Origin of the sequence: Catellatospora vulcania (assembly GCF_009720385.1) — a bacterium.
Classification (GTDB): domain Bacteria; phylum Actinomycetota; class Actinomycetes; order Mycobacteriales; family Micromonosporaceae; genus Catellatospora; species Catellatospora vulcania.
The window spans coordinates 1,471,791-1,485,073 of the sequence record NZ_WARX01000001.1 but is presented as its reverse complement, the minus strand read 5'-3'; the positions used below and the strand labels follow the sequence as shown (position 1 = coordinate 1,485,073).

General features: G+C 71.9%; 14 protein-coding genes. 8 read left to right on the top strand and 6 right to left on the bottom strand.

What is annotated here, in order from left to right:
• Positions 1-2 precede the first annotated feature (2 nt).
• Entirely contained in the window at positions 3-929 is a 927-nt protein-coding gene (locus tag F6W97_RS25725) for a carbohydrate ABC transporter permease (protein ID WP_155372950.1), read from the bottom strand.
• A 247-nt stretch (positions 930-1,176) separates the two neighbouring features.
• On the opposite strand from F6W97_RS25725, the gene F6W97_RS25720 reads away from it, so the two are divergent.
• From F6W97_RS25720 to F6W97_RS25695, 6 genes are all read left to right on the top strand, one after another.
• Complete coding sequence (locus F6W97_RS25720) at positions 1,177-2,199, top strand: LacI family DNA-binding transcriptional regulator (RefSeq protein WP_155372949.1); 1,023 nt, start codon at positions 1,177-1,179, stop codon at positions 2,197-2,199.
• A 178-nt stretch (positions 2,200-2,377) separates the two neighbouring features.
• A complete protein-coding gene (locus F6W97_RS25715; protein ID WP_230686956.1) occupies positions 2,378-3,250 on the top strand; it encodes an alpha/beta hydrolase family protein in 873 nt (290 codons plus the stop codon).
• A 99-nt stretch (positions 3,251-3,349) separates the two neighbouring features.
• Positions 3,350-4,234, top strand: coding sequence for an exodeoxyribonuclease III (locus F6W97_RS25710; RefSeq protein ID WP_155372948.1), 885 nt, complete (start codon positions 3,350-3,352; stop codon positions 4,232-4,234).
• Positions 4,235-4,272: 38 nt separating this feature from the next.
• On the top strand, positions 4,273-5,100 hold the full coding sequence (locus F6W97_RS25705) for a DUF72 domain-containing protein (protein WP_155373130.1): 828 nt from the start codon (positions 4,273-4,275) through the stop codon (positions 5,098-5,100).
• Between the two features lie 35 nt (positions 5,101-5,135).
• Positions 5,136-5,567, top strand: coding sequence for an SRPBCC family protein (locus tag F6W97_RS25700; protein ID WP_155372947.1), 432 nt, complete (start codon positions 5,136-5,138; stop codon positions 5,565-5,567).
• Positions 5,568-5,659: 92 nt separating this feature from the next.
• Positions 5,660-6,745, top strand: a complete 1,086-nt coding sequence (locus F6W97_RS25695; protein ID WP_155372946.1) for a DNA alkylation repair protein — start codon at positions 5,660-5,662, stop codon at positions 6,743-6,745.
• A 209-nt stretch (positions 6,746-6,954) separates the two neighbouring features.
• On the opposite strand, the gene F6W97_RS25690 is transcribed toward F6W97_RS25695, so the two are convergent.
• Together F6W97_RS25690 and F6W97_RS25685 are read right to left on the bottom strand one after the other, a co-directional pair.
• On the bottom strand, positions 6,955-7,443 hold the full coding sequence (locus tag F6W97_RS25690) for a hypothetical protein (protein ID WP_155372945.1): 489 nt from the start codon (positions 7,441-7,443) through the stop codon (positions 6,955-6,957).
• Positions 7,444-7,553: 110 nt separating this feature from the next.
• A complete protein-coding gene (locus F6W97_RS25685; RefSeq protein ID WP_155372944.1) occupies positions 7,554-8,009 on the bottom strand; it encodes a hypothetical protein in 456 nt (151 codons plus the stop codon).
• Positions 8,010-8,373: 364 nt separating this feature from the next.
• On the opposite strand from F6W97_RS25685, the gene F6W97_RS25680 reads away from it, so the two are divergent.
• Positions 8,374-9,024: a TetR/AcrR family transcriptional regulator gene (locus F6W97_RS25680; protein ID WP_407924600.1), complete on the top strand. Its 651-nt coding sequence runs from the start codon at positions 8,374-8,376 to the stop codon at positions 9,022-9,024.
• A gap of 147 nt (positions 9,025-9,171) precedes the next feature.
• Here the strand turns inward: F6W97_RS25680 and F6W97_RS25675 are convergent, their stop codons facing one another.
• A complete protein-coding gene (locus F6W97_RS25675) occupies positions 9,172-10,509 on the bottom strand; it encodes a TolB family protein (protein ID WP_155372942.1) in 1,338 nt (445 codons plus the stop codon).
• The gene (locus F6W97_RS25670) at positions 10,502-10,990 is read right to left on the bottom strand and encodes a sigma-70 family RNA polymerase sigma factor (protein WP_230686955.1); all 489 of its coding nucleotides are present in this window, start codon (positions 10,988-10,990) and stop codon (positions 10,502-10,504) included. The genes F6W97_RS25675 and F6W97_RS25670 overlap by 8 nt, the downstream gene beginning before the upstream one ends.
• A gap of 137 nt (positions 10,991-11,127) precedes the next feature.
• Between F6W97_RS25670 and F6W97_RS25665 the strand changes: the two genes are divergently transcribed.
• Complete coding sequence (locus F6W97_RS25665; RefSeq protein ID WP_155372940.1) at positions 11,128-12,117, top strand: NAD(P)-dependent alcohol dehydrogenase; 990 nt, start codon at positions 11,128-11,130, stop codon at positions 12,115-12,117.
• 47 nt (positions 12,118-12,164) lie between these two features.
• Here the strand turns inward: F6W97_RS25665 and F6W97_RS25660 are convergent, their stop codons facing one another.
• Positions 12,165-13,172, bottom strand: coding sequence for a winged helix-turn-helix domain-containing protein (locus tag F6W97_RS25660; RefSeq protein WP_155372939.1), 1,008 nt, complete (start codon positions 13,170-13,172; stop codon positions 12,165-12,167).
• Positions 13,173-13,283 lie beyond the last annotated feature (111 nt).

The following is a 13,283-nucleotide window of genomic DNA, read 5'->3' as shown; positions in this document are numbered from 1 at the left end:
GGCTACCTGTCCTTCCGCGTGCCACGCAGCTGGACGGCGTAGGCGACGATCATGGTGAGGATGCCCATGACGATCGCAACGGTCGCGGAGTAGTTGTACTGCTGACCGGAGAACGACAGCGAGTACGCGTACATGTTCGGGGTGAAGTACGTGGTGATCGCGTTGGGCGCGAGGCTCTGCAGGATGCTGGGCTCGTTGAACAGCTGGAAGCTGCCGATGATCGAGAAGATCGTCGCGATGAGCAGCGCGCCCTTGATCGCCGGGAGCTTGACCGAGCGGATGACCTGCAGCTGGCTCGCGCCGTCGAGTTCGGCGGCCTCGTACAGCGACTTGGGCACGACCTGCAGCGCGCTGTAGAAGATCAGCATGTTGTAGCCGACGAACTCCCAGGTGACGATGTTGCCGATGGAGGCGAGCACCAGGTCCGGGGACAGCGGGTCGGGCAGCGCGACGCCGAAGGTGTCGTTGATGTTGCCGACCAGGCCGAACCGGGAGCCGTACATGAAACCCCACATCAGCGTCGCGACGACGGCGGGCACGGCGTAGGGCATGAACACGGCGACCCGGAAGAACGCCTTGCCGTAGAGCCGGCCGCTGTCGATGGCCAAAGCGATCAGCAGCGCGAGGAACAGCATGATCGGCACCTGGACGAGCAGGAACAGCGTCACCCGCCAGGTCGCCGACCAGAACTGCGGGTCGGTGAAGACCTGCTGGTAGTTGTCCAGGCCGACGAAGCTGGTGCCGCCGATGAGCCGGGTCCGGAACACGCTCAGGTAGATCGCGTAGGCGATGGGGGCGACGAAGACGAAGGCGAACACGGCCATGAACGGGCCGACGAACGCCCAGCCGGTCCAGGACCGGCGGCGACGCGCGGGTCTCCGGTCGGCTTGGCCGGTGCGCGAGATGGTCGGAGGGGCAAGCACCGTCATGTCTCCTCCTTCCGACGAGTTTCAAGAATGGCTGGTCAGACCAGATGTTTACGCAAACATAGCGCTGTCGCCACCGCCACTCCGATCATGCACAAAAGGGAATGGTTCGATCACGCTGCGTAATGTTTACGTAAACATCAGCCCGGTGATAGTGTCACCGACGCCGAACAGGCGTCAAGAAGCGGTTTCGGATTCGTTACACGAAGCACTCGACGCCCCGGCGAACACCGCATGAAGGGAGCACGCGATGAGCCGCCCGAAGGCGCCCCGGGTGTCGATGGCCGACGTGGCCCGGCTCGCCGGCGTCTCCTCGCAGACGGTCTCCCGCGTGGCCAACGGTCACCCCAGCGTCGTCGGCAGCACCCGCCAGCAGGTCCTCGCCGCGATGAAGGAGCTGCACTACCGCCCCAACAGCGCCGCCCGCGCGCTCAAGAGCGGCCAGTTCCGCACCATCGGCGTGATCCTGTTCACCCTGTCCAGCACCGGCAACAGCCGCACCCTGGAGGCCATCGCCACCCATGCGGCGCTGCAGGGGTACGCCATCACGCTCATCCCCGTCGCGATGCCCACCCAGGACAGCGTGCTCGGCGCGTTCACCCGCCTCGGCGAACTCGCCGTCGACGGCGTGATCGTGATCATGGAGGTGCACCTGCTCGACGCGGCGACCGTGACCCTGCCGCCGAACGTGCAGGTGGTCGTCGTCGACTCCGACGCCGGCGACCGGTACACCGTCGTCGACACCGACCAGGCCGACGGCGCCCGCCAGGCGGTCGAGCACCTGCTCGCCCTCGGCCACCGCACGGTGTGGCACGTCACCGGGCCCGAGGAGTCCTTCGCCAGCGACCGGCGCGCCCAGGCCTGGCGCGACACCCTGACCGCCGCCGGGCGCGAGATCCCCCCGCCGCAACGCGGCGACTGGTCGGCCGAATCCGGCTACCGGGCCGGGCTCGCCCTGGCCGACGAACCCGGCTGCACCGCGATCTTCGCGGCCAACGACCAGATGGCCCTCGGCGTGCTGCGCGCCCTGCACGAACGCGGCCGCGCCGTGCCCGCCGACGTCAGCGTCGTCGGCTTCGACGACATCCCCGACGCGACCTCCTTCATCCCGCCGCTGACCACCGTGCACCAGGACTTCGCCGAGGTCGGCCGCCGCTGCGTGGAAGGCGTCCTGCGCCAGATCGAGCGCGGCGAGACCGAACACGGCACCGCGCTGGTGCCGACCCGCCTGGTGGTGCGAGCCAGCACCGCCCCGCCAATCGACGGCCGGTAATTGCGCCGATCTGCCGCTTTACCCGCATCGCCGGGCTGCCACCGGTTCGACCGGTGATTCTGCCGATGCCCGTTCCGTTAACATCGATGAAACTGACTCCACTGCTCGATCGACCAGCCGCCCGTCCCCCGCAGCACCGCTGCTGGGCAGCTGGTTCCTCACCGTCAGGAGTGGAACAGTGCAGCAATCCATCTCGTCCCCCCGCCGGCGGATCACCCGCCTGATCGCCACCACCTTCCTCGCCACCGCGATGGCCGCCGGAACCGCTCTGGGCACCGGCGCCCCCGCGTACGCCGACGAGATCGGACAGGCGCCCACCTCGTCCAACATCACCGGCAACGGCAGCTTCTCCGTGTCCACCTACAACATCTCCAGCCTCGTCACCGGCTTCGGCGGCGGCGTGGCGTACTACCCGAGCACCGCCGGGCGCTACCCGGTCGTCGCGGTCTCCCCCGGCTTCACCGCCCGCTGGTCCAGCATCAGCTGGATCGGCCCGCGCCTGGCCTCGTGGGGCTTCGTCGTCGTCGGCATCGAGACCAACAGCGTCTACGACCAGCCCGCCAGCCGCGGCAGCCAGCTGCTCGCCGCGCTGAACTGGGCCGTGAACTCCGCCCCGAGCGTCATCACCTCCCGCGCCGACGGCAGCCGCCGCGGCGTGGCCGGCCACTCCATGGGCGGCGGCGGCACCCTGGAGGCCCTCGCGGCCGACACCACCGGCAACGTCAAGGCCGGCGTGCCGCTCGCACCGTGGAACTCCGACAAGACCTGGAACAACGTCACCGAGCCCGTGCAGATCATCGGCGGCGAGAGCGACACCGTCGCCGGAGTCAGCTCGCACTCCATCCCGTTCTACAACTCCCTCGGCGGGTCCAAGAGCTACGTCGAGCTGAACGGCGCCAGCCACTTCTTCCCGCAGACCACCAACGCGACCACGTCGCGGGCCCTGGTCTCCTGGTTCAAGCGCTGGCTCAACCAGGACGCCCGCTTCACGCCGTTCACCTGCGGCTACAGCGGCACGGCGGTGTCGGACTTCCGCACCAACGCCTGCTGAAACACCTCCACGGACACGCGGCGGGGCTGGTCCCCGCCGCGTTTTCCGTGCACCCACCACCGAGACCGCCGCCGCCGTGGCGCGTATATCGTGGATCCAATGCGGGTGACGACCTGGAATGTGAACTCCGTCAAGCAGCGGCTGCCCCGGCTCCTGCCGTGGCTGGACCAGCGCCGGCCCGACGTGCTCTGCCTGCAGGAGACCAAACTCGCCGACGCCGCCTTCGCCGAGCTGCTGAGCAAGGAGCTCACCGACCGCGGCTACGAGTACGCGGCCCACGGCGAGGCGCGCTGGAACGGGGTCGCCATCCTGTCCCGAGTCGGACTCGACGACGTCGTGGTCGGCATGCCCGGCGGCCCCGGCTTCCCCCACCCCGAGGCCCGGATCGTGTCGGCGACCTGCGGCGGGGTCCGCGTGCACTCGGTGTACGTGCCGAACGGCCGCACCCCGGACTCCGACCACTACCAGTACAAACTTGCCTGGCTGGCCGCGCTGCGCGACACCGTCGCCGCCGGACCCGACGCCGTGATCGTCGCCGGTGACATCAACATCGCCCCGGCCGACGCCGACGTGTTCGACCCGGCCGCGTTCGCCGGCCAGACCCACGTGACCCCGCCGGAACGCGCCGCGCTCGCCGACCTCCAGGCGGCCGGGCTACACGACGTCGTCCGCGACCACTGGCCCGACAAGCGGATCTTCTCCTACTGGGACTACCGCGCCGGCATGTTCCACCAGGACCTCGGCATGCGCATCGACCTCGTGCTCGCCTCCGCGCCGGTCGCCGGGCGGGTCAAGGCCGCCTGGGTGGACCGGCACGCCCGCAAGGGCACCGGGCCCAGCGACCACGCCCCCGTCATCGTCGACCTCGACGAGGCCCCCGACGGCGACATCGGCCCTGTCGTGCCGCCGCCGTCCGCGCCCGCCGCCCGGCGCGGCAAGGCCCGCCTGCCCCAGGCCGGACCGGCCACCCCGGACGACAAGTGACCGGCCCGGACATCCCGCGCCTGCACGTCGGCTGCGCGATGTGGAGCCTCAAGGCCTGGCAGGGACGGTTCCTGCCGCAGCCGGGCACGGCCGAGGAGCGCCTGCGGGCGTACGCCGGCTGGTGCAACGCGGTCGAGGGCAACACGACGTTCTACGCGACCCCGGCACGGGCCACCGTGGTCTCCTGGGCGCAGCAGACCGACCCGGACTTCCGGTTCGTGCTCAAGCTGCCCAAGCCGATCACCCACGAGCGCCGCCTCGTCGACGCCGACGCCGAGCTGCGCGCGTTCCTCGACGCCATCGAACCGCTCGGCCCGCGTACCCACGCCCTCTGGCTGCAACTGCCGGGCTCGTTCACCCCGGCCGACGTACCCGTGCTGGCCGCCTTCCTGCGCCGCCTGCCCGCCGAACACCGGTACGCCGTGGAAGTGCGCCACCGCGCGTTCTTCGACGACGACCGCTCCGCGCGGCTGCTCGAAGACGTGCTCACCGCGGCCGACGCCGAATGGGTGCCGTTCGACACCGTCGCGTTCTTCCGTTCCCCGCCGACCAGCGACGCCGAACGCGACGCCTGGACCAAGAAGCCCCGCATGCCGCACCGCTCCCGCGCGCTCACCGACCGGCCGATCATCCGCTACCTGGGCCGCGACGACACCACCGCGACGGTCGAGGGCTGGCAGCCCTGGGTCGCCACGGTCGCCGGCTGGCTGCGCGAGGGCCGCACGCCGACGGTGTTCCTCCACACCCCCGACAACGCCGACGCGCCCGAACTCGCCCGCCGCTTCCACGACGAGGTCCGCGCCCGGGTGCCGCAACTGCGGCCGCTGCCCGAGCCCGCGCCGGTCGAGCCGCTGACCCTGTTCTGATCCGGCCCATCCCTACCGGTCGGTAGAGTGCGCGGATGCGCCATCTGATCAGCGAGAGCCGGACCGTCGCCGCCACGCCCGCGGAGATCTTTGAGCTGCTCGCCGACCCCGCTCAGCATCCGCTCATCGACGGGTCGGGTTCGGTGCTCGCCGCCCGCGGTGCCCCCCGGCGGCTGGCGCTGGGCATGAAGTTCGGCATGGACATGCACATGGGCGTCGACTACCCGATCCTCAACACGGTCGTCGAGTTCGAGGAGGGCCGGTTGATCGCCTGGCGGCACTTCAACGGCCACCGGTGGCGCTGGCGGCTGGAACCGGCCGCCGACGGGCACACCCTGGTCACCGAGGAGTTCGACTGGTCGACCGCACGCAGCCCGCTGCTGATCAGCCTCAGCTGGTTCCCGCGCCGCAACCGCCGCGCGATCAGCGCCAGCCTCGACCGCCTCGCCGACCGTTTCCGCCCGTGACGTCCGTGCCGCGAGTCTGAGCATGTCAGAGGCTTACGGTCTACTGATCACACCGGCTGCGCCGCCGGCCGCGACGATGAGGAGAGACCGCGATGGCTGACTTGAAAGACCAGATCAACGAAGTCAGCCTGGACCGTCTGGCCGCGGCGATCACGCGCGTACACCCGGCGTTCCCGGCCCGCGAGTTCACCGCCGCCGCCCACGCCGGCCTGGGCGACCTCCCCCTCAAGCAGCGCGTGTCGGTCGTGTCCGCGCAGCTCGCCGCGCACCTGCCGCAGCCGTTCCCAGTCGCCGCGCACGTGCTGCGCGACACCGTCGCGGCGACCCCGCTGGACATGTGGAGCGCCTGGCCGGCCACCGACTACGTCGCCGTGCACGGGCTCGGCCACCCCGACGACGCGCTGGCCACCCTCGCCGCGCTCACCCCGCACGCCACCGCCGAGTTCGCGATCCGCCCCTACCTGGCCGCACACCCCGAACGCACCCTCGCCCAGCTGCACGACTGGGCCGTCGACCCCGACCAGCACCTGCGCCGCCTCGCCTCGGAGGGTTCCCGGCCCCGGCTGCCGTGGGCCTCGCGGGTGCCGATGCTTGCCGACCCGCAGGTCACCCTCCCGGTCCTCGACCGCTTGCACGACGACCCCGAACTCTACGTACGGCGCTCGGTCGCCAACCACCTCAACGACATCACCAAGGACCACCCCGACGTGGCGCTGGCCACGGCCCGGCGCTGGGCCGCCGGCGGCGGCGACGGCACCGCGTGGGTGATCCGCCATGCGCTGCGCTCGCTGGTCAAGCAGGGCCACCCGGAGGCGCTGGGGCTGCTCGGCTTCGACCACGGCGCGAACGTCGCCGTCACCGGCTTCACCGTCACCCCGGGCTCGCTGCCCATCGGCGGGCAGGTCACCATCGCGTTCACGCTCACCGCGGACACGACCGTGCGGGCGGCCGTCGACTACGTCGTGCACCACGCCGGGGCGCGCGGACCCCGCGGCCCGAAGGTGTTCAAGCTGACCACCGCGACCCTCGAACCCGGACTCCCCCGCCAGGTCACCCGTCGCCACACGTTCCAGCACGTCAGCGTGCGCCAGCTGTATCCCGGGCCGCACCGCATCGACATCCAGGTCAACGGCCGCGTCCTGGCCGGTACCGAGATCGTGCTGCACGACGGGCACTGATGGCTTCCGCTGCGAGCGCGAGGCCGCGCGCGACGGATCGGGCCCGGGGTTCCGCGAGGACCCCGGGCCCGATCTCCCACCCTGGCGGGACCTACCGCCGGGCCCACCACCGGCTGCACACCCCGAGCAGCACGGCGGCGACACCGGAGATAACCAGGGACACCACATCCGGGCCGGTGACCGGGAGCCGGTCGGGGGCCCGCGACCGATCACCGGACAGCTTGAAACGTCACGTCCCAGTACGTCGTCCAGGTCATGCCCTGGCATTTCATGGGGGCGTTGCCGAGTTTCACGCCGTCGACGATCGTGAGGTCGGTACTGCCGTTCTTCTCCAGGGTCGGCAACCCCGGCAGCTGTCCCTGGGTGGTGACGACGAACGCCTTGCACGTGTCCACGTCGGCCTGGGCCACACCCCCGATCGCCACGGCGCCCGGTGTGATCGAGGTGACCTGTGCTCGCACATTGGCGTTGGGGTTGGCGATCGTCAACTGCACATGTGACGCCTCGTTGGGCAGCAGTGGTGAGCTGAGCTGCTGGCCGGACACGGTGATCGCGGTGACGGTCTCGGCGCCGCCGCTCGCTCCGGCGATGACGGTGCTGCCGAAGACCGCCCAGGCGGCCGTGGCCACGCCGACGGTGCCGAGTGCGGCGACGGCGACGAGGACGCCGGTGCGGTTGGTGCTCTTCTGGTGCTTCACGGTGTCCTCCTGGACAGGGTGGATCGACCGGCGCATCCCTGCGATGCGGCGGGCAGGCGGTGTCGGATGTGGTGCGGTGCCGCGGGCGTGGCCGCCGCGGTGACGGTGGGCTACGGCTCGGGCGTGGTGACGGCCGGCATCTCGATGCCGGGTTCCGGCTCGGGCGGTGGCGGCGGCGCGGGCGATGACGGACTCGCCGACGGCGACAGCGACGGCGTGACCTGCGTCGAGGGGGCCGGCTCGGCGGAGTCCGGCTGCTCAGCTGCGTCCGGCGTGGAGGCGGCCGGGGCGGGGCTGTCGGGAACAGGCGAGATCGTCGCGCTCGGGTCGGCGTGCCGCTCGGGATCAGCGCTGCCGGAAGCCCGCGCCCCGGGAGTGGTCGTCGGGGTGGCGCTGGGGGCCGGTGACGGTGCCGGCCACTGTCCGGTGTGACCGCTGACCGCGGCCTGGGCTTTGCCCAGCCAGGCGGAGGCGGCAGCCGCACCGGCGCCGGTGGCGATCACCGCGGCGGCGGCGAGCGCGCCTGCTGTGGCGAGCGCGCGCCGGGTCGGCGACGGGACGGTCACGTTCGGTTCCTCCTGGGTAGGTGGGCGGGGCTGGTCGGCGGTGGGCACCGGCTGCGGCCACGCGGACTACCTTGCCGTATTCGCTGCGGAGGGGGACATAGAGAACACGGTGCGTTACGGCTGTCCAGTGAGGTGCTGGTCAGCGCCGTTGTCCGCCAACCGACAACCGGGCGAATTACCCAGAAAGGGTGAACAGCTCATAACAGAGTGATCTGGTCGATCGTTACGCGTCGTTGCGCCGGGCCGGCGGTCGGCAGAGCTTCGCGCGACCAGGCGCACGTAGCCTTGCCTGTACGATGACCTGCGAGTGAAGGGCTTGATGTCGTTGGCCACCCGAAGCAAGCGCACCGAGTCACGACCTGCGTTGAGCCGGGACCGTGTGCTGCGGGCGGCGGTCGACATCGCCGACGAGGGCGGCATCGCCGCCGTGACCATGCGCCGTCTCGCCGAGAGCCTGGGCGCCGAGGCGATGTCGCTCTACCACCACGTGGCCAACAAGGAACAGGTGCTCGACGGCGTGGTCGACGTCATCGCGGCCGAGATCAACGACGCCGTCGGCCGGCTCACGCTGCCGACCCGGGGCAAGGCCTGGAAGGCCGCGGCACGCGCACGCATCCTGACCGCGCGGCAGATCCTGCTGCGGCACCCGTGGGCGCCCGCGGTGTTCGAGTCGCGGACCACGACCAGCCCCGCGGTGCTGGTGTACTACGACGGGCTGGTCGGCATCATGCGTGACGGCGGGTTCTCCAACGACCTGGCCCATCATGCGATGCACGCGCTCGGCAGCCGGGCACTGGGCTTCAGCCAGGAGCTGTTCACCCCGGGCGACGGGCCGGCGACGGGTGAGCCCGATCCGGTGCTGGCGAGCATGGCCGCGCGGCTGCCGAATCTCGTCGGCATGCTGGCCGAGGTCATGCACGATGATCCTGATTCGACGCTGGGCTGGTGCGACGACCAGTCGGAGTTCGAGTTCGGGCTCGATCTGCTCCTGGACGGCCTGGACCGGCGGCGCTGACCGCCGGAACCCGGTCGAGCGCACCGTGTTCGAGCCCGCCGACCATGGCCGCCCGCTGCCCGCGCCCGCCCATGGCCCACGAGTCGGCCATGCGCGGCGGCGTGACCCCGCAGGTCCCCGACCACGCGGCTGGCCGGGCGGGTCAGGTCATGCCGTGACCTCGCTCGTTGCCGTGCGCCGCCGCCGGCGCAGTACTAGCACCGCACCGGCCAGCACGACAAGCGTGGCCGTGACGACCCGTGCCCACACCGGCCAGGGACCGCGCTCGGGGCCGGCTCCGGTCGGCGCGGCATCCCCGGCGAGGGCGGCGGCCAGTTCCAGGACCGTGACACGGCTGAACCAGCCCTCGTCGGCCGTGCTGAGCGTCGTCACCTGTCCGTCGAACGGCGCGGCCAGCACCCGCCCGGTCGCGCCCTCGGCGAGCCAGGACGGGGCGTAGAGGATCGGGGTGCTCGCGGACCGCCAGGCCAGGGCCTCATCGACCGGCTGGGGCAGCCGCGTCTCCCGAAGAACGGCACCGTCGGTCGCCGAGACCAGGCGCAGCCGAGCGTCCGCCGTATCAGGCTGGGTCACCAGCAGCGATCCGTCAGGCGCACATCCGGCCAGGCGCCATGCAGCAGGCACCGGCACGGTCCGCTTCGCCGAGCCGTCGATCGGATAGAGAGTGAACCCGGGCTCCTCGTCGTCGCGGACGCCGGCCACGACCGCCCGGCCGTCGCCGGTGAAGCAGTAGTGCTCGCCCACGGCCGACGGCACCTGGCTGACCGTGGCGAGGGCACCGGTCGCCAGATCCAGGACGACAAGGTCGGCGAGGCCGCCGGGTTCCGTCTCGTAGATGTCGCGGGTGGCCCCGGGCACGGCGAGCAGGGCCAGGGTCCTGCCGTCCGGTGACCAGCCGAGCAGGCGGTAGGCCGACGGCCGGGCCAGCGGATAGTCGTGGCGTCGTCCGGTGACCAGATCCAGCACGGCGATGTCGGTGGCGCCGCCGTGGGGGTCGCCGATCGCGACGAGGCGTCCGTCCGGGGCGAGCCTGGTCTGGGCGTGGACCCACTCGCCGTCGGCCGCGAGCGCGCCGCGCTGCTCTGCCAGGTCGAGCCGGCGGTAGGTCCGGCCGTCCGCCGCGATCACCACGACCTGGCTGCTGCCCCAGGTCGTACCGAGGTTGCCCTGATGCAGCACCGCCATGGCGGGCTGCCCGAGCGGTGCGTCCGACACTGTCGCGGTGAGCAGCGAAAGCCCGGCGATCTCGTCTGGCAGGAACACCTCGTCGCTGCCCGCCGCGGGCCGGTGCGGGGTCCCGCCGGGTTGCGGCAGCGTGATGGCGAAGATCGCCACCACCACTGCGAGAGCCGCGACGGCAGGCACCGCGTACCGGCGAAGCCAGGGAAGGCGCACGGTGACGGCGGGCCGGGGCGGCAGGGCGACGTCGGGCTCGTCGGCGATGGCGCGGATCGCGGCGCGCAGCCGCTGTTCGAGGTCAGTCACCGAGCACCTCTTTCATCTTGGTGAGCGACCGGTGCAGCAGTGACTTGACGGTGCCGGGGCGGCAGGCGAGTGCGGCGGCGACCTGAGCCTCGGGCAGGTCCAGGTAGTAGCGCAGGAACACCGCCGCGCGCTGGCGCGGGGTCAGCTGCCGCAGCGCGGCTCGCACGGCCGCGATGTCGGCCTGGGCGGGGGCGTCGGATGCCGGGGGCGCCAGAGCCGGAGCCGCGGCGTGCCGGCGTTCCAGGATCCGCCGCCGTACCCATGACGTGCATCGCGACAGCACGGCGCGGCGCAGGTACGCGGCTGGTTCGCGTACCTGCTCGCGGCGGATGCCCTCGAGCCGGAACCAGTCGGCGAAGACGTCCTGGACCACGTCCTCGGCGGCGGCGAGGCTGCCCGTGGTCACGTACGCGAGGCGTACCAGCCCCGGGTACTCGTGGGCGTACACATCACCGGGGGCACGCTGGCGTACCTCATCCACCTGCACATCCTGCCTGGCGCACGAGAAGGCGGATCGGTTCCACCCCAACCGAACCAGGGGATCCCCCTGATTGACCGCCTTACAACGTAAGGCTACCTTACAACGTAAGGCTTACAACGTAAGGTCAGGAGACCTCGATGAAGGCGTACGTGCTCCACTCCTACGGACCACCCGAGAACCTGCAGCTCACCGACGTCGACGAGCCCGCACCCGGGGCCGGTGAGGTGCTCGTGCGGGTCCGCGCCACGTCGATCAACCCCTACGACTGGCACCACCTGCGCGGCGAGCCGGTCGTCGCCCGATTCATGGGAGGCGGTTTCGGCAAGCGCCGGCCGAGCCACCCGATCCTGGGCTGCGACGTCGCCGGCGAGGTCGTGGCGGTCGGGCCCGGCGTCACCCGGTTCCGGACCGGCGACGAGGTCTACGCGCTCGTGAAGCGCGGCGCGTTCGCGCAGTACACCTGCATCGCCGAGGACCACCTGGCCGCCAAACCGCGCCGCCTGTCCTTCGAGCAGGCGGCCGCGGTGCCGATGGCTGCGGTGACCGCGCTGGTCGCGATCCGCGACGACGCCAAGGTCCAACCCGGACAGCGGGTCCTCGTCAACGGGGCCTCAGGCGGCGTCGGAACGTTCGCCGTGCAGCTGGCGCGCGCGGCAGGCGCGGCGGTCACCGGCGTGTGCAGCAGCCGCAACGTGGACCTCGTCCGGTCCTCCGGCGCGGCCCACGTGATCGACTACACCGCGCAGGACTTCACCCGTGTCGCCCGCGACTTCGACGCCCTCGTCGACATCGCCGGCAGCCCGCCGGTCCGGGCCGCCCGGCGCGTGCTGCGCCCGGCAGGCGTCTACGTCATCGTCGGCGGCGACGCCGGACGCTGGTTCAGGCCCGTCGACCACATGGTCGCCGCCGCGGCGACCGGCAGACTGACCTCCCAGCGCACGGCCCTCACCTCAACCCCGATCGGCCCGGCCAGCGCCCGCGACCTGGTCGAGCTGACCGCGCTGTTCGACAGCGGCGCCGTCGAACCCGTCGTCGACCGCTCGTTCCCTTTCACCGAGCTGCCGGATGCGGTCCGCTACGTCGAGACAGGACGGGCACGCGGCAAGGTGGTGGTCACCGTCGAGTGATTCCGGGCCGCCAGGTGCCGCGCCCGCTGCCCCGGCGGGGCGTCGCCTCACCAGGACTGCGGCGGGCCGGGGCGTCCGGTGAGCAGCGCGCGGCCCAGCGGAGTCACCACGTGCAGCATGTGCCGGCCGTACGGGCGGGTCCGCAGCAGGCCCGCCCGCCGCAGCGTCGTGGCGTGCTCGCTGGCGCTGGACAGGGAGATCCGTACCCGGCGGGCGAGGTCGGTGGTGGTGCAGCCGTGCGGGTGCGACTGCACGACGCGCAGCACCGCGGCGCGGGTGCTGCCCAGCAGCGCGACCAGCTCGCCGCCGGGAGGCGGAGTCCGCTCGGCGTCCCGATCGGGATCGTGGTCTATCGGGTACACCAGCACCGGCGGCCGGTCGGCCGCCCGCAGGGTCACAGGTGTGCCGCGGCAGAAGAACGACGGCAGCAGCACCAGCCCGCGGCCGGCGAGGTGGATGTCGCGGTCGTCGGGGTAGGCGACGTGCAGGGTGGGCGGGTCCCACCGGATCGTCGGATGCAGCGTGGCCAGCATCCGGTCGACTCCCCCGTCGACCAGGAACCGCGCCCCTCGCGCGCGTGCGCCCGCGACCTGCCCCGAGATCAGCTCCCAGTAGGTGGCGAGCACCGCCTCGAAGTAGGCGCGCATCGCGTCCGTCAGCGCGGTCATCGCGGCGCGGTCGCCGTCGGCGAGGCGTTGCGCCCGGTCGCGGGGGCAGTGCTGCGGCCGGACCTGGCGCAGGTCCGTGCGCAGGTGGTCGACCGGTGTCGCGAGGACCTCGTCGAGGCAGGCGTCGAGGCCGGTGTCGGCGTCGTGCAGGCCGCGCGTCGGGGTCAGGAAGTCGGGCGAGTAGCCGGTGGGAGGGGCCAGGCTGAGCATGGCCCGCATCTCGGGGGTGAGCCGCATGATCGCGCGCCGGCGCCATGGTCCGAGGGCGGGCGGCTCGTGGCCGCTGGTCAGCGCGTGCTGGCTCAGCAGGGATTCCCACAGCGGGTCGGCGCCTGAGGCGAGCCGCAGCGAGCCCAGGTCTGCGGCGGTGAAGTGTAAACGCAGCATGGTCAGGCCTCCGCTGCGCGGACTCTACCGGAGAAGGGCATTACGGGCAATCAGTGATGCACATGTGACGATAAGTTCCGGCGCCGGAGCACGCTTCGGCCCTGCCCGAAG